The organism is Mesorhizobium huakuii (assembly GCF_014189455.1).
In the GTDB taxonomy this organism is placed as follows: Bacteria; Pseudomonadota; Alphaproteobacteria; order Rhizobiales; family Rhizobiaceae; genus Mesorhizobium; species Mesorhizobium huakuii_A.
Genome location: NZ_CP050296.1, coordinates 3,456,865 through 3,477,869 on the forward strand (window position 1 = coordinate 3,456,865; position 21,005 = coordinate 3,477,869).

Below are 21,005 nucleotides of genomic sequence, written 5' to 3' on the forward strand. Positions count from 1 at the left end.
GTCTCAGCCTCCTTTCACCGAACCGGCAAGCAGCCCGCGGACGAAATAGCGCTGCAGCGAGAAGAACACGATCAGCGGCACGATGATGGTCACGAAGGCCGAGGTCGTCAGGATCTCCCAATCGCCGCCGCGTGAGCCAAGCAGTGCGTTGAGCTTGGCCGTCAGCACGATCTGGTCTGCTTCCGTACCAAGGAAAACCATCGCCACCAAGAGATCGTTCCATACCCACAGGAACTGGAAGATGGCGAAGGAGGCCAGCACCGGGAAGGACAGCGGCAGCACGATCTTGACGAAGATCTCGAAATCGCTGGCGCCGTCGATGCGCGCCGATTCCATGATTTCGCGCGGCAGGCCGGCGATGTAGCTCCTGAGCAGATAGATGGCGAAGGGCAGGCCGAAACCGGTATGCGCCAGCCAGATGCCGAGATAGGTTTTCGACGGTACGCCGAAGAACGTGCCGACGCCGTTGTAGAGTTTCAACAGCGGGATCAGCGACATCTGCAACGGCACCACCAGGAGGCCGATGATCACCGCGATCAGCAGCGCCCTGCCGGGGAAACGCATCCAGGCCAGTGCGTAGGCGGCAAAGGCGGCGATCAGGATCGGAATGACGGTCGCCGGAATGGTGACCGTCAGCGAATTCATGAACGAGCGGCCGATGCCTTCGGAAAACAGCACGGTCTTGTAGTTGTCGGGGGTGAATTTCGGCGGCGCCGACGAGGCATAGTAAACGCGCTGCCCGCGGTCGCCTTCGAACGCCTTGGGCGAAGCCATGACGAAGCTGCCGTCGGCGTTGAGCTGCAAGGTCACGCCGTCGCCGAGATCGGCCGACGTGCCGGCGGGATACTGGGTCGGTGCAGCCGACTTGACGCCGAAGGCGCTGATGTTGCGCTTGGCGCCGTCGCCGAAGATGTTGCCCTCGAGGACGAACTTGCCGTCCTTCTGGACTTGCGTCGAGGCGGCGGGCAGGCGGCCGGCTTCGGTCTGGGTGGAACTGGAGAAGGAGTTCCACCAGCCCGAGGCGATGATCTGGTCCTTGACGCGCAGCGAGGAGACCAGGATGCCCAGCGTTGGGATGGTCCAGATCGTAACGAAGACCAGCACCGCTATGTGGACGCCGAAGCGGCTGGCGAAGGACTTTCCGGTCGCGACGGCCATCTCAATGCCCTCCCGTTTCTTTGTTGGCCTGGCGGATGTTCCAGACCATGATCGGAATGACCGCGATCATGATGATGATGGCGATTGTCGCGCCGCGCCGAAATCGCCGCCGCCGCGGAACATCCAGTCGAACATCAGATTGGCCAGCACCTGGCTGTTCCACTGGCCGTTGGTCATGGTCAGCACGATGTCGAACACTTTCAGCACCAGGATGGTGATCGTGGTCCAGACCACGGCGATGGTGCCCCAGATCTGCGGCACCATGATCTTCCAGAAGATCTGGAACGGATTGGCGCCGTCGATGACGGCGGCTTCCAGCGTCTCTTCCGGAATGCCGCGCAGCGCCGAGGACAGGATGACCATGGCAAAGCCCGTCTGGATCCAGATCAGGATAATCATCAGGAAGAAATTGTTCCAGAACGGCAGCGATATCCAAACCTGCGGCTGACCGCCGAAATGCTGGATAACAGCATTCAGAATGCCGATCTGCGTCTGGCCGTCGCCGCGATACTCGTAGATGAATTTCCAGATCACGCTGGCGCCGACGAAGGAGATGGCCAGCGGCAGGAAGATCAGGCTCTTGGCGATCGTGCCCCACCAGATCTTGTCGGTGAGCACGGCAATGATCAGGCCGAGGAAGGTGCAGGCGGCGGGCACGACAGCCAGCCACAGCACGTTGTTGAGGATCGAGTTGCGGAACTCACGGTCGCCGAAGGCCCATTGATAGTTGGCCAGGCCGACGAAGTTGACGCCACCGCGATCGAGGAACGACAGCCGCAGCGTCTCGACCACGGGGTAGATGAGATAGATGGTCAGGATGATCATCGCCGGTCCGACGAACAGCCACGGCCGGACGAGTCCTTGCCGGCGCAGATTGTCGATGGCCGCGGCGCCGGCAACGCCGCGCGACGGGAATATCAGGTCGACCAGTTTGTTGGCGCCCCAGAAATAGGCGACGCAGCCGCCGACGCCGACGATGATGACAAATATGGCCGAGAAAATCTGAGACGCCATGCATTCCTCCCCTACGCATGACCCGGTGAGGCTTGATAACCTCGGGATCAGGCGCCGATTCAGTTGTCGGAGCGCAATCGGCCGCAAAAAAACTCACGTGCGGAAATGCGCTTCATGTCGATGCGCTCATGACGAAAAGCTGCGGCGTGGGCCGCTGTGGGATCCGGACGGCGAGGCCCGGATCCACTGCGAGAACTGTGCTCGTTCCCGAATTCGGCCAGCCGCCTACTTGATGGCGTCCCAGCTCTTCTGGATGTCAGTGGCGACATCTTGGGCGGACTTGCCGCCGACCAGGTCGATCATGCCGGTCCAGAACGAACCGGCGCCGATCTTGCCGGGCATCAAGTCGGAGCCGTCGAAGCGGAACGTCGAGGCGTTGGCCAGGATTTCGCCCTGTTTGCGCAGCGCGTCGCTGGCATAGGCATCCTTGTTGACCGACTTGAACGGCGTCACGAAACCGCCCTGGGCCATCCAGATTTCATGGGCAAGCGGCATCTTCAGGAATTCGATGAACGCGCGCGCACCCTTGGAGTCCTTGGTGATCATGGCCAGCGTACCGGCGCCGAGCACGGGCGTGCCGAGTTCGGGCTTGGAGGCATAGGGCGGGAAATAGAAGAAGTCCGCGTCCTGGCCAACCTTGGTGCCCTCCGGGAAGAAGGTCGGGATGAACGACGCCTGCTTGTGCAGATAGCATTTCGGCGGGACCGAGAAGAGGCCCTTCGGGCTGTCGCGGAAATCGGTCGCCGCGACCGCCTTGGCGCCGCCATCCACCATCTTGTCGTTGGTCGCGATCTTGCCGAAGATGTCGATGGCGTTGACCACCGCCGGATCGTTGAACGGAATCTCGTTCTTCACCCATTTGTCGTAGACTTCCGGCGGCTGCGTGCGCAGCATCAGGTCTTCGACCCAGTCGGTCGCCGGCCAGCCGGTGGCGCCGCCCGAACCGAGCCCGATGCACCATGGCGTGCCGCCATCGGCGATGATCTTCTTCTCGAGGTCGGCGAGTTCTTCCTGCGTCTTCGGAACCGTGTAGCCGGCTTCCTTGAAATTATCCGGCGAGTACCAGACCAGCGATTTCACGTCGGCCTTGTAGGGGAAGGCGAAGAAGCCGGGCTTGCCGTCCTTGTCCTTGAAGGTGCCGAGGTCGACCCAGGACTGGCCGGCGCCGTAATTATCCTTGACCCATTTGGCGGTATCGTCGCCGAGCGGCGTCAACAGGCCCTTCGACGCCAGGTCCTGGATCAGGCCAGGCTGTGGCAGCACGGCGATGTTGGGCGGGCTGCCGGCCTGGGTGTCGATGACGATCTGCTGTTCGTAATTCTCCGACGAGGAGTATTTGATCTCGGCGCCTGTCGCTTCCTGGAAATATTCAAGAACCGTGCGGATCAGACCCTCGTCCTCGCCGCGCCAGGGTCCGAAGATGGTCAGGGTCTCGCCCTTGAGATCGACTTTCTTGAGCTCTTCGTAATTTGCCCAGTTGAAGCGCTTGTCCTCGCCCGGCTTGAACTTCAGTTCGGCATGCGCGGGCGCGCTCAGGGCGAACGTGGCAAACGCAGCGCCCAGCAAAAGCATTTTCTTCATCGGTATTCCCTCCCAGTGGGTCACATACACCGGACGGAACCTCCATTCCGCCCGCCGACGCGGCAGGACTGTGACTCAGTCGCAAGGAAACCGCAACCTTTCGAAGAGTCTTCCAAAGCGCTTTGGCTTTTCCGATCACGCCATTGAATCGAGCGGAAGTCAAGAGGCTCGCTTTAGCTAATCGATTTAATTCTGCGGATTCTGACGCTGAAAAGTGCAGCGCAGCATGCTTTTTTGGCAACGCAACAGCAATTTTTTGTTTCAAACCGGTCCCAACCCTGACTATGGTCGTCCCGGTGCCGTCGCGCCCTAGTGGCGCTTGGGTCGATTCAATTTAAAAGCGCTTTGAGGGAATGGAGACCGTTGTGAACCTCAAGCAGCTCGCGCAAATGCTGGCGCTCTCCCAGACCACGGTAAGCCGGGCACTGAACGGCTACCCGGAGGTCAACGAGGAAACGCGCAGGCGTGTCATGGACGCGGCCAAGCGCCATGGTTATCGCCCCAATCCGAGCGCGCGGCGGCTGGCGACCGGCAAGTCCGGCATGATCGGCTATGTCCTGCCGACGGGCGCGGCCGTCGACATCGATCCGCATTTCGTCGAATTCCTGTCCGGCCTCGGCGACTATGCCCGCTCGCATGAGCTCGACCTCGTTCTGTCGCCGGCCGATGCCGACGACCAGGAGACGACTTACCGGCGCATCGTCGCCAACCGGCAGGTCGATGCCGTCTATATCTCTTCGCCGCGGCCGCAGGACAGTCGGGTGGCGCTGGTCAGCACGCTCGGCATTCCTTTCCTCGTCCATGGTCGCAGCGAAGGCTTCGATTTCGACTATCCCTATCTCGATATCGACAATGAGGGTGCCTTCCACGAGGCGGCGCGGCTGCTGGTGCAGCTCGGCCACCGGCGGCTGGCGCTGATCAATGGCGACGACCGTGAGACCTTCGCCATCCACCGCGAGCGCGGCGTGCGCCGGGCGCTTGCCGCAAGCGGGCTGACCTTGGGCGAACGCCACGTCTGCTCCGTGGTCATGACCGAGGAGAACGGCTATCGCGCCACCAGGCGTCTGCTCGAGGCGGGCGACGCGCCGACGGCGATCGCCTGCTCCAGCCTGATCATGGCGCTGGGCGTCGTGCGCGCGGTGCGCGACCTCGGCCTGACGATTCCCGGCGATGTCTCGCTGATCGCCCATGACGACGTCTTTCCCTGGCTGAAGCCGGAGAATTTTTCCGTGCCGCTGTCGACGACACGCTCGTCGATCCGTCTCGCCGGCGCCCGCGTCGCCGAACGGCTGGCGGCGCGGATATCGGGGCTGGAAGAAGGCGCCCGCGGCGAGGTCTGGCCGGTCGACCTGGTGGTGCGAGGCTCGGTCGCCGGAGCGCCGGGGTAGCTAGGCAGGCTGATAGCGGCAGACAACTACTTCGCCGCTTCCGCCGCCTTGAGGTCCAGCAGCCCATAGCCGAAATCATTGTCGCGCCCTTTCGGGCCGAGATCTTTCGCCGTTGCCGCCAACGCTTTCTCGATGTCGTTGGCCGAGCGGTCGGGCGAAGCATGGAGGAGATTGGCGATGGCGCCGCTCACGATCGCCGCGGCGAACGAGGTGCCGGTGACGACATCGGAGCCGGCGCCGCTCGGTGCCACCATCTCGACGCCGGGGGCCGAGATGAAGACATAGGCGCCGCGATTTGCCTGCGGCATCAGCCCGTCCTTGGCGTCGGTCGCGGTCACCGCGATGACGCCGTCGAAGGCCGCCGGATAGCCATAGGGCGCCTTCGGGCCGTTGTTGCCGGCGGCGGCGACCAGCACCATGCCGAGCGCGCGGGCATTGCGGCAGGCGGCGCCGAGCAGATCATTCTTCGGCCCGACGAAGCTCATATTGATGATGCTGACATTCTGCTCCGCCGCCCAGTCGAGCGCCGACAGGATGACGTCCATGGTCGACTTGCCGCCTTCGAAGGCGCGGGCGTGATAGATCCTGGCGCCGGGCGCCATGCCTTCCAGCGCGCCGACGCCGGCGATCAGCCCGTCGACCGAAGTGCCGTGATCGCGCTTTTCGATCGGCACGTCAGGCATGGCGTCGAACTGCGCGGCGATGACGCCGGCCAGCGCCGGATTGGCGTCGTCGATGCCGGTATCGATGACGGCAACCCTGACGTTCTCGCCGCTCGCCTGCTTGGAATCGAGTTCGATGCGGCCGAAGGCATAGTTCACGATGCCCGCGGCCTGCTGCAGTGTATAGATATGGTTGGGCTCGCGCCGCTGGGTGCGGCCATCGGCGGCAAGCTGCGCCAGCACGACGCCGACGGGACGGCCGTCGGGAATGCCGAAGCGCACCAATGTGGTGCCGAGCAGCCGGGACTGGCGCTGCGAGCGCACTTCGAGGCCGAAGGAAGCAGCGATCTGCTGCACGGCGCCGGCATCGCCGTCAACCGTCACCAGCACCTCGTCGGGTACGAACTCGCCGGCCACCGCGCGCGGCGGCAGAACGGCGATGAGATCGGTCGGTGAGATGATCGGTCCGCCGGCCGGCGGGCCGGCTTGATTGTTGCCGGGTGGCGTCGCCGGTTCCGGTCGTGGCGCCGGCACCGGTTCCGGAGGCGCGACCGGATTGGGAAACAGGTCGACGATCAGAGCGGGCAGAAAGACTGCGCCGGCTTGGGCAGGACCCGCACCACCGGCATTGTCGTTGGCGCCGCCGCCGTCCTTTGCGCAGTCGGCGCCGGCCGCATTGGTGCCGTTGCGGCAGTCTATTTTCGTCTGGTCGCTTGTGGCGGCATTGGTCTGTGCCGACGCAGGCACGGCGGCGATTGTCATCGCCGCCGCCAAAGCAATTCCAAGAAAAGTGCGTAGCGGTTTTCTCGGGAAAAGCGCAAAGCGCTTTCCCTTGGGAATTGCGTCAAAACAGGAACATTGAGCGGGTCGGTGTTTCCGTGAAACGCCGACCCGCTCAAGGATTGCCGCAAATCGAAGGGCCGCCTCAGCCGCCATCAGCCGGTTTCCTTCCCTCGATCACAGTGTCCGCGAAAGGCTGGGCAGCAATAAGGCTAAGCTGCTTGGCGTAGTCGGCGGCGTTGGTGGCGGGGATGGCCAGCCGGAAGACGCCGTCGGCGGTCGGTCCGCCGATGATTTTCAGCCCGTTGCTGCCGAGGAATGCCGAAATGTCCGACATCTTCGCATCCGGCTTGAACTTGACCAGGGCGAACGGCATTTTCGCCAGATCGTCTTGCGCACCGGCAATCTCGAAGTCCTTGCCCTTGCCGCCGGGCTGAACCAGGGACTGCACCGCGATCAGCGCCAGCAGGACCGCCGCCGCCGCCCAGGCGACGCCAACCGGCACCGCCATGAAGCGGCCCCAGGCCTGCGCCAGCCAGGATGAGCCGGCCGGCTTGCGTGCGGGGCCGGCCTCGGCATCGAGCGCTTTGGCGAAGCGGCTGAGCGCATCGGCGGGCGGGCGGATCGCTTCATTGGCGGCGGATGTGCCGGAGAATTCGGCCTCGGCCTCGCCAAGGGCTGCCATTGCCGCCGGATCGGTCGCCAGCCATTCCTCGACAGCTTCGAGGTCGGAGCCTTCCAGCGAGCCGTTCAGGTAGAACGGCAGCAGCGTTTCCATTTCGTCGCGGCGCGACATCTTTTCAGCGGCGCTCATGGCCACCCCCTGTCGTAACCGGCGGCCTTGAGGGCCTCGCCGAGTTTCTTGCGGGCGTAGAACATCCGGGTCTTGACCGTCGCGACCGGGATGGCGAGCACCTCGCCGATCTCGGTCACCGATTGTCCATGATAATAGGCAAGATCGATCACCGTGCGGTGTTCTTCGGGCAAGGCGTCGATGAAGCGGCGCAAGGCGGCGGCCTTGTCCTCTTTCATGGTGACGACCTCCGGCGTGTCGGCGCCGTCGGGCACCGCGGCGGCGGCCTCGTCGTCGATCCAGTCTTCCTTCTTTTTGCGCAGCAGCGACAGCGCCTTGAACCGGGCGATGCCGAGCAGCCATGTCGAGACTTCGGAGCGCCCTTCGAAGCCTGGCGCCTGGCGCCACAGTTCGAGAAACACTTCGTTCGCGATATCGTCAGCCATCATTTCCGATCCCGTCTGGCGCGCCACGAAGCGGTAGACCCGCGCGTGGTGACGCATAAACAGAAGCCGCACGGCGGCACGGTCGCCCTTCGCGACCCGGTCGACAAGCGCGCGATCGGTCTCCGTCGCTGCCGTCATGGCCGGTCGAGCCGCCTGGCTCCTGTCTGCTCTGTCGCTGATCGGTCCAAAAGGTTCATCCTCCGCCAAGGAATTTGCGGAGGCTAACTGAAGAAAGGGGAGGTTGCCAGTGGCGCGTCTTCCCTTCTCCCCTTGTGGGAGAAGGTGGCCTCGCGAAGCGAGGTCGGATGAGGGGTGTGCGAAGGATCTCTGCTTTACAGAATTAAGCGCTTCAGATCCTTCCATCTTTTCACGCCGCGCTCCGTCACCCACCCCTCAACCGTCTCGGCGCTACGCGCCGATCCACCTTCTCCCACAAGGGGAGAAGGAAGAGCCGCGCTCAACTCAAGAAAGACTTAGCCTTCATCGTCGCCGGCACCGGCACGCCGAGCCGGCTCAGCACCGTCGGCGCCAACTGCAACTGGTCGAGCAGCGTATCGTCCTCGGGACCTTTCGCAGGACCGAAATAATACAGCGCGAAATCCTGCATCTCGTCGTCATGGCCGCCATGGTGACCGCGGTCGGTCTGGCCGTGATCGGCGGTGACCATCACCTCGTAGCCTGCCGCGATCCAGCCCGGCAGGAAGGCGGCCAGCATGCCGTCCATCGCATAGACGGCATGGTCCATCTCATGGCAGTCATGGCCGAAGCGATGGCCCATCGAGTCCAGTGTGCAAGTGTGCAGGATGCCGTAGTCGATGCCGTGGCGTTTCGTCAGCATGGTCAGCGTCGCGAACAGGTCGACATCGCTCGGCGTCATCTGGTTGCGGGCGTTGTAGCCGGTCATGGTGTGGAACCGGCCATGCGTGATCGGCCCGCCGGGCTCGTCATATTCCATGTCCTCGACCAGATCGAACGGGTAGGACCGGAAGAATTCCGACCAGTAGGAATGGGTTACCGCCCCGGTCTTGCCGCCGGCCTTGCTGACTTCCGAGAAGATGTCGGGCTGCCCGACGCGAAAGCGGTTCTCGTTGGAAAGGATGCCGTGCACCTGCGGCGACACGCCGGTGTGGATCGAGGCGTAGCAGCAGGCCGAGGTCGACGGCAGCACCGAGCGCATCTTCCAGACCCGCGCTTCGCCCGATTGTACCCAACCCTCGAGATTGCCCATCAGCCGGCGCCAGTTCCGATAGGGCACGCCATCGAGGATGATCAGCAGAAGCTTGGATTTGAGCGCCACGGGCTACTCCATGATGTCTAGCAGTTAAAACGGGAACGCCGCATGCCGTTTCGGGCACACGGCGTTCTTACACGTGAATCAGACGGGCACGTGAATCAAACAGGCAGGGTTCGGCTAAGCGTTGAGCCAGCACTCAGCCAACGCATAGCCATCCATCATTTCGCCATTCGGGTTCTTGACGTAGCCGCTGATCTTGTTGGTGGCGGCGGCGTCGATGAACTGGTTGAAGAACGGCACGATCAGCCCGCCTTCGTCGCGCATCAGCACCGCCATGTCATGGTAGATCGCCTTGCGCTTGGCCTGGTCGAGTTCGGCGCGGGCGGTGAACAGCATCTTGTCGAATTCCGGCCGCTTGAAGCGGGTGTCGTTCCAGTCGGCGGTCGAGACATAGCCGGTGGAATACATCTGGTCCTGCGTCGGCCGGCCGCCCCAGTAGGAGAGCGAGAAGGGCTGCTTGTTCCAGACTTCCGACCAGTAGCCGTCGCCGGGCTCGCGCTTGATCTCGATCTTGATGCCGGCCTTGGCGGCGCTCTGCTGGTAAAGCTGGGCGGCATCGACGGCGCCCGGGAAAGCGACGTCCGAGGTGCGCAGCAGGATCGAACCGCTATGGCCAGACTTCTTGTAGGCCGCGGCCGCCTTTTCCGGATCGAACTTGCGTTGCTCGATATCGGTGGAAAACAGCGGGTAAGCTTCGTTGATCGGGAAGTCGTTGCCGACCGAACCATAGCCGCGCAGGATCTTCTCCAACAGCTCGTCGCGGTCCATGGCGAGCTTCAGCGCCATTCTGAGGTCATTGTTGTCGAACGGTGCCGTGTCGCAGAACATGTTGAACGGATAGTAGCCACGGCCCGAGACGTTCTCGATGCTGACGCCGGGGATGCGCTTGACCAGGTCGACGACCTTCGGCTCGACACGGTTGATCATCTGCACCTGGCCGCCCTGCAGCGCGGCCAGCCGCGCCGTCGCGTCATTGATGACGACGATCTCGATCTGGTCGGCATGGCCCGCCTTGTCGCCGCGCCAGTAATTTGCGAAGCGCTCGCCGCCATGACGCACACCGGGCTGGTTGACTGTGACCTTGTAGGGGCCGGCGCTGATGCCGGCATTCGGATTGTCCTTGCCGCCATTCGGCTGGATGACGAGATGGTAGTCGGCCATCAGATAGGGGAAGTCGGCATCGGCGTCGCCCAGCGTGACGACCACTTCCTCGCCATTCGGCTTGATGCCTTTGATGTTCTTCAGCACGCCCAGCGCGCCCGACTTCGACTTCTCGTCGGCGTGACGTTCGAGCGTCGCCGCGACGTCGTCGGCGGTCACGGTCTTGCCATTGTGGAATTCAATGCCGTCGCGCACCTTGATCGTCCAAGTCTTGGCGTCGGCGGAAGCGCCGATCTCCTCGGCGATGAGGTTCTCCACGCCACCATCCGGCTTGAGGCGAACCAGAAATTCGCCCCACTGCTTGCAGAAACTGAAAGTGACCTGGCTGAGGTTCAGCGCCGGGTCGAGGCTGTTGGTCGACTCGCCGCCCTGCAGGCCGGCCTTGAGGATGCCGCCCTTGACCGGCGTCTGTGCGAAGGCTTTCCCGGCCAGCGTCGTTGCCAGCGCCGCCGACACACCCAGTGCCGCGGTGCGGCCAAGGAAGTCGCGACGCGATATCCGGCCCTGGCCGGCGAGATCAGCGAGATGGTCGAGTTCAGTCTTCATGTCCTACCCCTTGTTGAAAACAACGTCACGCGCAGCGCCCGTCCGCAAGGACGTGTGGCGCTTTAGTGTTGCATACCGATGACGACAGTCGCCCCAGCCCGGCGGTTCGAGCTATTCCGTTGCCTGACGCAATTCCGGAAGGTTCGCACTTTCCCTGGAATTGCTCAGTTCCCCGCGCTGGCCATGCGCCGCCCCTTGATCGCCTTTTCCAGCCAGCCGATCTCCATCTCGGGAACCGAGGAAAGCAGAAGATCGGTATAGGCATCGAAGGGCGGGGTCAGTACCGTGCTCTTCGGCCCATAGCGCACCACCTCTCCGCGATACATCACCGCGATCGAATCGGCGATCGACTTCACCGTCGCCAGATCGTGGGTGATGAACAGATAGGCGACGTTCTCCTCTTTCTGCAACTCGAGCAGGAGCTCTAGGATGCCGTGAGCGACCAGCGGGTCGAGCGCCGACGTTACCTCGTCGCAGATGATCAGCTTGGGCTTGGCGGCGAGCGAACGGGCAATGCAGACACGCTGCTTCTGGCCGCCGGAAAGCTCGGCCGGGTAGCGGTCGAAAAAGCCCTTGCCCATCTCGATCTTGTCGAGCAGCTCGGCGACGCGCCGGTCGCGTTCCTTGCCGCGTATGCCGAAATAGAATTCGAGCGGCCGGCCGATGATGGTGCCGACCGTCTGGCGCGGGTTCATCGCCACGTCCGCCATCTGATAGATCATCTGCAACTGGCGCAGATCTTCTTTCGGCCGGTCGGCCAGCCGGTTGGCCAGCGGACGTCCGTCAAAGGTGACGGTGCCTTCCTCTGGCGGCAGCAAACCGGTGATGGCGCGCGCCAGCGTCGACTTTCCGGAGCCGGACTCACCCACCACGGCCAGCGTCTGGCCGGGATAGATGTCGACCGAAACGTTCTTCAGCACCTTGATGTGGCTGCGGCCATAGGCAGCGGTGACATTCTTGACCGACAGGAACGGCGTCGTGCCGGGTTTCTGTTCGGCGTGCTCGATCTCGTGCACCGAGACCAGCGCATTGGTGTATTCCTGGCGCGGTTCCTTGATGATCTGGCGGGTGCCGCCCCATTCGACCAGCCGGCCATGGCGCAGCACCATGATCTCGTCAGAGACCTGGGCGACAACGGCAAGGTCGTGGGTGATGTACAGCGCCGCCACATGCGTATCGCGGATGGCATCCTTGATCGCCGCCAGTACGTCGATCTGCGTCGTCACGTCGAGCGCCGTGGTCGGCTCGTCGAAGACGATCAGGTCCGGCTCCGAGCACAGCGCCATTGCCGTCATCACGCGCTGCAGCTGGCCGCCCGAGACCTGGTGCGGAAAGCGCTCGCCGATGGTTTCGGGGTTTGGCAGGCTGAGCTTCTTGAACAGCGCAACGGCGCGCTTCTCGGCCTCGGCGCGTGTCGCCGTGCCGTGCAGCAGAGTGGCTTCCACCACCTGATCCATCAGCCTGTGCGCCGGGTTGAAGGCCGCCGCCGCCGATTGCGCGACATAGCAGACCTCGCGGCCGCGCAGCTTGCGGAAACCTTCCTTCCCACCCTTGAGGATATCGCGGCCGTTTAGGATCACCTCACCACCGGTGATGCGCACGCCGCCGCGGCCATAGCCCATCGACGACAGGCCGATGGTCGACTTGCCGGCGCCGGATTCGCCGATCAGGCCCAGCACCTTGCCCTTTTCCAGCGTCAACGAGACGTCATGCACCAGCACGATGTTCTTCGGCGGCTCGCCGGGCGGGTAGACGGTGGCCTCGATGCGCAAATTGCGGATGTCGAGGAGCAGGCCAGGCTTCGCTTTGCTGTCGGCCATCACCCGCGTCCTCCCTTCAGGCTGGTCGTACGGTTAAGCACCCAGTCGGCGACGAGGTTGACCGAGATCGCCAGCATGGCGATCGCCGCCGCCGGGATCAGTGCCGCCCCGATGCCGAAGACGATGCCGTCCTTGTTTTCCTTGACCATGCCGCCCCAGTCGGCATCCGGTGGCTGCACGCCAAGACCGAGGAAGGACAGCGTCGACAGAAACAGCACCGCATAGATGAAGCGCAGGCCGAGTTCCGAAACCAGCGGCGACAGCGCATTGGGCAGGATTTCGCGGAAGATGATCCAGGCGCTGCCTTCGCCACGCAGCTTGGCGGCTTCGACATAGTCCATGACATTGATGTCGACGGCCACCGCTCGCGACAGGCGATAGACGCGTGTCGAATCGAGAATGCCCATCACCATAATCAGCGTCACCAGGTTGGTCGGAAGCACCGACAACACGACCAGGCCCATGATCAGCGTCGGGATCGACATCAGGAGGTCGACGAGGCGCGACAGGATCGTGTCGAACCAGCCGCCGAACACCGCCGCCGAGAAGCCCAGTATGGCACCGAGCGAGAATGACATCGCGGTGGCCAGCACCGCGATGAACAGGGTGATGCGTGCGCCGTAGATCATCCGCGACAACAGATCGCGGCCGAGATTGTCGGTGCCCAGCCAATGCGCCGCCGACATAGGCTCCCAGACATCGCCGACGATCTCAGCGTTGTCATGCGGTGAGATCCAGGGCGCGAAGACCGCCGCCAGCACGAACAGTGCGGTCAGGATTATGCCGATCAGCGCGGGGATGGGGATGCGTTTGATATCGAGCATGCCCGCCCCCTATTTCGGATGTCGGAGACGCGGATTGGCGATGATCGCCGCTATGTCCGCAATGATGTTGAGGCTGATGTAGACGGCGGCGAAGATCAGGCCGACGGCCTGCACCACCGGCACGTCACGCTTGGTGACGTGATCGACGAGATATTGTCCCATGCCGGGATAGACGAAGATCACCTCGACCACGACGACGCCGACGATCAGATAGGCGAGGTTGAGCATGACGACGTTGATGATCGGCGCGATCGCGTTCGGGAAGGCATGCTTGCGGATGACGTTGAAGGCCGACAGGCCTTTCAGTTCCGCCGTCTCGACATAGGCCGACTGCATGACGTTGAGGATCGCCGCGCGCGTCATGCGCATCATGTGGGCGAGCACCACCAGCGTCAGCGCCGTCGCCGGCAGCGCGATCGCCTGCATCCGCTCACCGAACGGCATGCCGTCATAGACGGTCGAGATGCCGGGAAAGATCTGCCACTTCACAGCGAAGAAGTAGACCAGCACATAGCCGATGAAGAATTCCGGGAAGGAGGTCGACGCGAGCGCCAGTCCGGAGATCAGCTTGTCGACCCAGCCATTGCGGTAACGCACCGCGATCAGGCCGAGGATGATCGCCAGCGGCACGGCCACGATCGCCGCCCAGAAGGCGAGGAACAGCGTGTTCCACAGCCGGCCCTTGATCGAGGTGGCGATATCCTGGCCGCTCGACATGGCCGTGCCAAGGTTGCCGGTCAGCACGCCGCCGAGCCAGTGGAAATACCTGACATAGGCCGGGTCGTTCAGCCCGAGCTGCTCGCGCAGATTGGCGAGCGACTCCGGCGTCGCCGATTGTCCCAGAATGGCTTGCGCGACGTCGCCGGGCAGGATTTGCGTGCCGGCGAAGATCAGGACCGAAATGGCCAACAAAAGGAGGACGCCCAGCGCGATGCGCTGGGCAATTAGCTTCAAGATGGGTGAAGACATCTCTGCAAAGCCGGACTCAGGCCTGCAGCCAGCACTTCGCCAGGGCGTAGCCGTTCATCAGTTCCTGGTGCGGATCGTCCACCCAGCCATCGACCTTGGCGCCGGTGGCGTCGATGAACTGGTTGAACATTGGCAGGATCAGGCCGCCTTCGTCGCGCACCATGACGGCCATGTCGTGGTACATCTGCTTGCGCTTGGCCTCGTCGAGTTCGGCGCGCGCTGCCAGCACCATCTTATCGAAGTCCGGGCGCTTGAAACGCGTGTCGTTCCAGTCGGCGGTCGACAGATAGGCTGTCGAGTACATCTGGTCCTGCGTCGAGCGGCCACCCCAATAGGAAGCGCAGAAGGGCTGCTTGTTCCAGACCTCGTTCCAGTAGCCGTCGCCGGGCTCGCGCTTGAGCTCGATCTTGATACCGGCCTTGGCCGCGCTCTGCTGGAAGAGCTGTGAGGCATCGACCGCGCCGGGGAAGGCGACGTCGGAGGTCCTGAGCAGCACGGTGCCGTCATGGCCGGACTTCTTGTAGTGGAACTTGGCCTTGTCGGGATCGTACTTGCGCTGCTCGATCTCGGTGAACAGCGGATAGGACGAGTTGATCGGGAAGTCGTTGCCGAGCGAGCCATAGCCGCGCAGCACCTTGGTCAGCATCTCCTCGCGGTCGATCGCGAGCTTCAGCGCCATGCGCAGGTCGTTGTTGTCGAAGGGTGCTGTGTTGCAATGCATGATGAAGACATAGTGGCCCGGACCCGCATGGTTGCGGATGGTGACGCCCGGCACGCGCTTGATCAGGTCGACGATCTTTGGCTCGACGCGGTTGATCATGTTGACCTGGCCGCCCTGCAGGGCCGCCGTGCGCGCCGTGGCGTCGTTGATGACGATGACTTCGATCTGGTCGGCATGGCCCATCTTGTCGCCCTGCCAGTAGTTGGCGAAACGCTCGCCGCCATGGCGTACGCCGGGCTCGTTGGTCTTGACCACGTACGGGCCGGCCGAAATGCCGGCATCGGGCTTGTCCTTGCCGCCATTCGGCTGGACGATCAGGTGATAGTCGCTGAGCAGGTAGGGAAGGTCGGCATTGGCCTCCTTCAGCGTCAGCACCACTTCCTTGCCGCTGGCCTTGATGGTCGCGATGCCCTTCATGTAGCCGAGCGCGCCGGATTTCGACTTCTCGTCCGAATGACGCTCAAGCGTGGCGGCCACGTCCTCGGCAGTCACGGTCTTGCCGTTGTGGAATTCGACCCCGTCGCGGATTTTCAGGGTCCAGGTCTTCGCATCGTCCGAGGAGCCGATCTCCTCGGCGATACGGTTCTCGAGCTTGCCGTCCGGCGACAGCTCGACGATCATTTCGCCCCAGCACTTGCCGAAGGCGAACGGCACCTGCGTCATCATCAGCGCCGGATCGAGGCTGTTGGTGGATTCACCGCCGACCAGGCCGGCCTTCAGCGTGCCGCCCTTGACCGGTCCTGCCGCCCGCGCCGCGCTTGAAAGCAGCGAGTTGGCGAAGGGCGCGGCGATGCCGAGCGCTGCCGCCCGACCGAGAAAATCACGACGGCTCAGCTTGCCGGCTGCAACATGCCGGCTAAGGAATTCCAGTTCGTTTGACATTTTGAGTTCCTCACTCTGTTGGTTCGACTCTGCGGTCGATTTTCTTGCTTCTTGTGAGGGGAATAATGACCGTAAGGGAAAGCGGTAAGCAAGACCGAATGCGACATGCCGTGGCGTAAATCGTACGTCGCATTTGGACCAACGGCGTCAGCACTCAAACAAGCGCGCGCGGAATCTTTTCCTCGAAATTGCGTTCGAAGACAATTTTTTCGCCCTCATAAGCCTCGATTCTGGCGCTGACGATGAAGTTTTGTTCGTCCGATCGCATCTCGGCCCATGTCTCGGTACGCACCGACCATCCATTTCGCGACAGTGTCTGTGTCCAATGGGTTTTTCCCGTGGCTGACAATGGATTGTCAGGGTGGATCGTCCAGGTCTCGCGGGCGATGCTGCCATTGACCAGGCCGTGGTCGAGATCGCGCACCGCGCCAAAATCATCCGCTATGGAAAGCGTGACGATTCCAGTCTTTTCATCGCGATCGACATGGCGTTCGGAATTGGCGGGCCGAACCGTCTCGGTGGCCCAGGGCGCAGCCCCTTCCGGCTCGGCGAACGTCGCTTCGTTGCCTTTTGCAAGCGGCCGTAGCGGCAAGGCCAGTGTCGCAGCCGACAAGGTCAGCCGCACCGGCTCCGGCGAGGGCCAGATCATTGGCCAATAGGCGTTCGACACGGCGACGCGCAGGCGGTGGCCGGCCGGCACGCGGTAGGCGCATTGATCGAGCACGACGCGCGCCGACACGGTCTCGCCCGGCACCAGCGCCTGCGGGAATTCATGCGAGTCGCGGTGCGTCAGGTTGAGCACGCCGTAGGAGATCAGTTCCGAAGCGCCGTCGGGATGCACGTCGCAGAGCCGCACCGCGATGTTGGCCTGCGGGCGATCGGACGAGAGCGTGACCTGAACTTCCGGCGCACCGACAATGTCGATGGCCTCGGCGAGTTCCGGCTGGTCGAAACACACCGACAGCGCATCGTCGGGACGCTGGTCGCCCGGCAGTTCCGGGCCGAAGGTGAACGGGAAATATTCGCCACCGGCGAGGCCACAATTCTGGGGCGAGGCGACAATGGCCGGCCTGCTGCCTGCGGAGATCAGTTCGACCGTTTGCGTCTTGATGGCCGGCGACGGCCATTGTTGCTCCGCCACCCAGCGACCGGGTCGCTCCGGATGCCAGCGGGCCGGGCGCACGCTGTCCATCACATAGGCGCGGTAAGCGGGATCGTTCTCGACGCCGGTCTTGGCATCCTTCAGCCAGCGGTCCCACCAGCGCAGAGCTTCCTGCAGGAAGCCAATGGCCGGCTGGGGTCCGGCATAATGCGGATATTTGTGGATCCAGGGGCCGACGATGCCCTTGACCGGCGCCTCGATGTTGGTGACGAGGTGCGAGATCGTGTTGCGGTAGCCGTCATGCCAGCCGCCGATCGACAGCACGGCCGCCTTGACGGCGGAAAAATCCTCGCAGATCGAGCCACGCTTCCAATAGGCGTCGCGATGCTGGTGCTTCAGCCACAGCGGCGCCAGGAAAGCCTGGTTCTCCAGCCGCGTCAGCCACAGATCGCGCCAGCGGTTGTCGCCGGCAATCAGCGGGTCCGGCGGCCGCGACGAGTAGGACAGCATCGTCGATGCCCAGCCGAAATTCTCGATCAGCAGGCAGCCGCCCTTGTAGTGGATGTCGTCGGCGTAGCGGTCGACGGTCGAGCACAGGCTGATCACGGCCTTCAGCGCCGGCGGCTGCTTGGCCGCGACCTGCAGGCAGTTGAAGCCGCCCCAGGAAATGCCCATCATGCCAACATTGCCATTGCACCAGGGTTGGCTGGCCGCCCAGGCGATGACGTCGCAGGCGTCCTGCAATTCCTGCTCGGAATATTCGTCGTCCATCAGCCCTTCGGAATCGCCATTGCCGCGCATGTCGACGCGGATCGAGGCATAACCGTGCCCGGCAAAATAGGGATGCGTCAGCTGATCGCGAAAAATGGTGCCGTCGCGCTTGCGGTAGGGCAAGTGCTCGAGGATCACAGGCACCGGATCGTCGCCGGCATCCTCCGGCATCCACACCCGCGCCGACAGCCGGCAGCCATCCGGCATGACGATGCCCATATCGGGGAATTCGACGACCTTGCGGGGAAATTCAGTGATGGTTTTCATGGGTGCGCATAACGCCCCGCGTCGCCGCAACTTTCAATCGCCATTCGCGACTGGCGTAGCGAATTATGCGACCTGTGCCGCTACCGCAATTCGTCCAGCAGTTCGGGATGTTTTTCCAGCAACGTCATCAGTTGGATGGTCGGGCCGCTTGGCTCGATCAGGCCTCGTTCATATTTGTCGAAAGCATTTTCGCCGACTTTGAACAGGGATCCTGCCTCGCGCTGTGACAGTTTGAGCTTTGTGCGCATACGGCGGATGGTTGCCGGAGCGGGAACGCCGTCGATCTTTTCCTTGAGGGCGCGAAGAGCCGCTTCGACAGCAATCATGTCGTCCCCAACATGCACCCCCTCGTTCCCGGTGGCCGGATAATAACCCGGAAGGTCGACAATTATGCTCTCGCCCTTATAGGTCACAGTGAATGGACGCACCTGACGCGTCAGGGTTTCTCCGGTTTCGGGGGAAATCATCGTCCTACTTTCATCCCTTGTCGCCATGGTCATTTCTCCTTGAACGACATGACCGTGAACTCGGTCACGACATCCGCCTGGAATTTCACATAGAGGAGCAGGTCACGCGCCGGCACATGGTAGACGTCCTGCCAAACCCGATGATCCGCGAAAGTCGTCATCGACTTCACGAACATCTTGCGTGTCATGTCGCCGATCACCTCGACAATGCCGGCGCGATCGAAACCAAGACCGAGAGCGTCTCGCAGCGCGGATGTTGTGATTGCCAGCGTGTCCACGGACCCCAACGCCGTCTTGATCGCGTCAAGATCGTAGGTGGGCCTGCGTTTCTCCAGACTGCAATATGCCACCATAAAGGTGGCAATTCAAGACGGCTGATCCTAGGGGCTGAAGGCTAGTCTAGCGGGATGTCGTTTTCGCTTTTGCTCGCCTGGTAGGCGCCGGACAGTTCATCGTAGCGTGCCGAGATCTTGCCGATGCGCGTCTCCAGCCGTTCGCGCTCGGCCTCGGGCAGCGCCCGCACCAGCCTGCGGATGGAAAAGCTCTTCCAATAGGCGTTCTCGGCATTGTAGCCGCCGGGGTCGAGGGTGAAGACCTCTTTCAGGATTTTCAGGTCGTGCGGGATGGCAAAACTGTCGCGCGAATCCTCGTGGCTGAAGAGGTAGTAGAAATTGTCGAAGCCGGTCCAGGTGATCGCCGAAAGGCAGAGCGAGCAGGGCTCGTGCGTGGCTATGAACAGCGCGTCCTTGGTGTCGACGCGCTCGGCTTTCGGCATCTCGTAAAACCGCTTCAGGCAATGCACCTCGCCATGCCAGAGCGGGTTTTCGATCTCGTTGTTGGTTTCGGCCAGAACCAGCGAGCGGTCGTCCTTGCGCAGGATCGCTGCGCCGAACAGCTTGTTGCCGTGGGCAACGCCGTCAGCCGTCTTCGGCACGATGTCGTGCTCGATGACGTCGAGCAGGCGGTCGATCAGCGAAATGTCGGTCATTGGAAAAGGGAACCCTTCAGGGAAGGTGGATCTCGTAGGCGTGCGAGAAATGGAACTCTTCGAGGTTCGAGCCGTCGCCGCCGCGGTCGACGATCAGGAAATCCTGGGGCTCGCCGAGCGGCGTCAGCACGCCATGCCAGAGATTGCGCGAATAGTTGATGCCTTGTCCGGGCGCGGTGATGAAGGCGTGCGGCTCGCCCGGCCCCTCCTTGCCGTCATGGCACACGACGACCAGGAACGGGCACGGCGACAACGGGATGAAAGCCTGGCTGCCGAGGGGGTGACGCTCGACCATGATCAGCTTCAACGGCATCTCATAAGGCGTGCCGCGCACCATCGAGATCAGCACGCGGGCGTTCAGTCCCGCCGCCTCGGCGGTGGCGAGATCGTGGTAGCGTTCGGCCTTGCCGCCATTGATCGGGTAGTGGTTGTCGCCGCCCATGTCGATGACATCGCCGAAGGGGGCAAAGGCCTCGCGGGTCAGCGGCCGCGCAACGATGCGGGTCACCGCGCGCGACTGCCAATGCCCGCCCCGCCGAGCTTGGCGTGCCGGTTGACGTCCTTGTAGAGCAGGTAGCGGAATTTGCCGGGGCCGCCGGCATAGCAGGCCTGCGGGCAGAAGGCGCGCAGCCACATATAGTCCCCGGCTTCGACCTCGACCCAGTCCTGGTTGAGGCGGTACACCGCCTTGCCTTCCAGCACGTAGAGCCCGTGTTCCATGACATGCGTCTCGGCGAAGGGAATGACAGCGCCGGGCTCGAGCGTGACGATGGTCATGTGCATGTCGTGGCGCAAATCGGCGGGATCGACGAAGCGTGTCGTCGCCCAGCGACCCTCTGTGCCGGGCATCGGCGTCGGCGCGATATCCTGTTCATTGGTGAAAAAGGCCTCCGGCGTGTCGAGACCGTCGACCACCTCGTAGGCCTTGCGAATCCAATGGAAGCGGACTGCCGCCTTGCTTTCGTTGCGAACCGTCCAGCCGCTGGCCGGCGGCAGGAAGGCAAAGCCTCCCGGCCGCAAAACATGCTTCTTGCCGGCGAGCAGAATCGTCAGTTCGCCTTCGACCACGAACAGGGCGCCCTCGGCGCCGGCATCGGGTTCCGGCCGGTCGCTGCCGCCGCCGGGCGCGACCTCGACAATGTATTGCGAAAACGTCTCGGCGAAGCCGGACAGCGGCCGCGACAGGATCCAGACGCGGGTCTTGTCCCAGAACGGCAAGGCGCTGGTGACGATGTCCTGCATCACGCCTTTGGGGATGACGGCGTAGGCCTCGGTGAAGACGGCACGGCCTGTCAGCAATTCAGATTGGCCGGGATGGCCGCCATGCGGTGCGTAGTAGGTGCGCTCTGGCATCCTGATCGTATCCATGGG

At 63.0% G+C, this 21,005-nt stretch carries 18 protein-coding genes and 1 pseudogene; 1 reads left to right on the forward strand and 18 read right to left on the reverse strand.

Annotated elements, in window-relative coordinates; translation table 11 throughout:
* Positions 1 to 3: 3 nt before the first annotated feature.
* The 3 genes and pseudogenes from HB778_RS17185 to HB778_RS17195 form a co-directional block, all read right to left on the reverse strand.
* A complete protein-coding gene (locus tag HB778_RS17185) occupies positions 4 to 1,158 on the reverse strand; it encodes a carbohydrate ABC transporter permease (protein WP_183464885.1) in 1,155 nt (384 codons plus the stop codon).
* 1 nt (position 1,159) lies between these two features.
* Positions 1,160 to 2,172, reverse strand: a pseudogene (locus HB778_RS17190) (carbohydrate ABC transporter permease).
* Positions 2,173 to 2,397: 225 nt separating this feature from the next.
* Positions 2,398 to 3,753, reverse strand: coding sequence for an ABC transporter substrate-binding protein (locus tag HB778_RS17195; RefSeq protein ID WP_183464886.1), 1,356 nt, complete (start codon positions 3,751 to 3,753; stop codon positions 2,398 to 2,400).
* 365 nt (positions 3,754 to 4,118) lie between these two features.
* On the opposite strand from HB778_RS17195, the gene HB778_RS17200 reads away from it, so the two are divergent.
* A complete protein-coding gene (locus HB778_RS17200) occupies positions 4,119 to 5,141 on the forward strand; it encodes a substrate-binding domain-containing protein (protein ID WP_183464887.1) in 1,023 nt (340 codons plus the stop codon).
* Between the two features lie 26 nt (positions 5,142 to 5,167).
* Here the strand turns inward: HB778_RS17200 and HB778_RS17205 are convergent, their stop codons facing one another.
* The 15 genes from HB778_RS17205 to HB778_RS17275 all read right to left on the reverse strand — a co-directional run bounded on the left by HB778_RS17205 (position 5,168) and on the right by HB778_RS17275 (position 21,002).
* Positions 5,168 to 6,565, reverse strand: coding sequence for a S8 family serine peptidase (locus HB778_RS17205; protein ID WP_183464888.1), 1,398 nt, complete (start codon positions 6,563 to 6,565; stop codon positions 5,168 to 5,170).
* Positions 6,566 to 6,728: 163 nt separating this feature from the next.
* On the reverse strand, positions 6,729 to 7,397 hold the full coding sequence (locus HB778_RS17210; protein ID WP_183464889.1) for an anti-sigma factor: 669 nt from the start codon (positions 7,395 to 7,397) through the stop codon (positions 6,729 to 6,731).
* Entirely contained in the window at positions 7,394 to 7,960 is a 567-nt protein-coding gene (locus HB778_RS17215; protein ID WP_032933953.1) for a sigma-70 family RNA polymerase sigma factor, read from the reverse strand. The genes HB778_RS17210 and HB778_RS17215 overlap by 4 nt, the downstream gene beginning before the upstream one ends.
* Before the next feature lie 319 nt (positions 7,961 to 8,279).
* A complete protein-coding gene (locus tag HB778_RS17220; RefSeq protein ID WP_183464890.1) occupies positions 8,280 to 9,119 on the reverse strand; it encodes an alkaline phosphatase family protein in 840 nt (279 codons plus the stop codon).
* 114 nt (positions 9,120 to 9,233) lie between these two features.
* Complete coding sequence (locus HB778_RS17225; protein ID WP_183464891.1) at positions 9,234 to 10,823, reverse strand: ABC transporter substrate-binding protein; 1,590 nt, start codon at positions 10,821 to 10,823, stop codon at positions 9,234 to 9,236.
* Positions 10,824 to 10,987: 164 nt separating this feature from the next.
* Complete coding sequence (locus tag HB778_RS17230) at positions 10,988 to 12,643, reverse strand: ABC transporter ATP-binding protein (RefSeq protein ID WP_183464892.1); 1,656 nt, start codon at positions 12,641 to 12,643, stop codon at positions 10,988 to 10,990.
* The gene (locus HB778_RS17235) at positions 12,643 to 13,467 is read right to left on the reverse strand and encodes an ABC transporter permease (RefSeq protein ID WP_183464893.1); all 825 of its coding nucleotides are present in this window, start codon (positions 13,465 to 13,467) and stop codon (positions 12,643 to 12,645) included. Before HB778_RS17235 ends, HB778_RS17230 begins: the two co-directional genes overlap by 1 nt.
* A gap of 9 nt (positions 13,468 to 13,476) precedes the next feature.
* The gene (locus HB778_RS17240; protein WP_183464894.1) at positions 13,477 to 14,436 is read right to left on the reverse strand and encodes an ABC transporter permease; all 960 of its coding nucleotides are present in this window, start codon (positions 14,434 to 14,436) and stop codon (positions 13,477 to 13,479) included.
* A 16-nt stretch (positions 14,437 to 14,452) separates the two neighbouring features.
* Positions 14,453 to 16,039, reverse strand: coding sequence for an ABC transporter substrate-binding protein (locus HB778_RS17245; protein WP_183464895.1), 1,587 nt, complete (start codon positions 16,037 to 16,039; stop codon positions 14,453 to 14,455).
* 154 nt (positions 16,040 to 16,193) lie between these two features.
* The gene (locus HB778_RS17250; RefSeq protein WP_183464896.1) at positions 16,194 to 18,179 is read right to left on the reverse strand and encodes a CocE/NonD family hydrolase; all 1,986 of its coding nucleotides are present in this window, start codon (positions 18,177 to 18,179) and stop codon (positions 16,194 to 16,196) included.
* 80 nt (positions 18,180 to 18,259) lie between these two features.
* Positions 18,260 to 18,673, reverse strand: a complete 414-nt coding sequence (locus HB778_RS17255; RefSeq protein ID WP_183464897.1) for a type II toxin-antitoxin system MqsA family antitoxin — start codon at positions 18,671 to 18,673, stop codon at positions 18,260 to 18,262.
* Between the two features lie 2 nt (positions 18,674 to 18,675).
* Entirely contained in the window at positions 18,676 to 18,924 is a 249-nt protein-coding gene (locus tag HB778_RS17260; RefSeq protein WP_244661941.1) for a type II toxin-antitoxin system MqsR family toxin, read from the reverse strand.
* 116 nt (positions 18,925 to 19,040) lie between these two features.
* A complete protein-coding gene (locus HB778_RS17265) occupies positions 19,041 to 19,634 on the reverse strand; it encodes a nucleoside deaminase (protein WP_183464898.1) in 594 nt (197 codons plus the stop codon).
* 16 nt (positions 19,635 to 19,650) lie between these two features.
* On the reverse strand, positions 19,651 to 20,142 hold the full coding sequence (locus HB778_RS17270) for an ureidoglycolate lyase (RefSeq protein ID WP_183464899.1): 492 nt from the start codon (positions 20,140 to 20,142) through the stop codon (positions 19,651 to 19,653).
* Positions 20,139 to 21,002 (reverse strand): bifunctional allantoicase/(S)-ureidoglycine aminohydrolase, encoded by an 864-nt coding sequence (locus HB778_RS17275; protein WP_183464900.1) that lies wholly within the window; start codon positions 21,000 to 21,002, stop codon positions 20,139 to 20,141. The genes HB778_RS17270 and HB778_RS17275 overlap by 4 nt, the downstream gene beginning before the upstream one ends.
* Positions 21,003 to 21,005 lie beyond the last annotated feature (3 nt).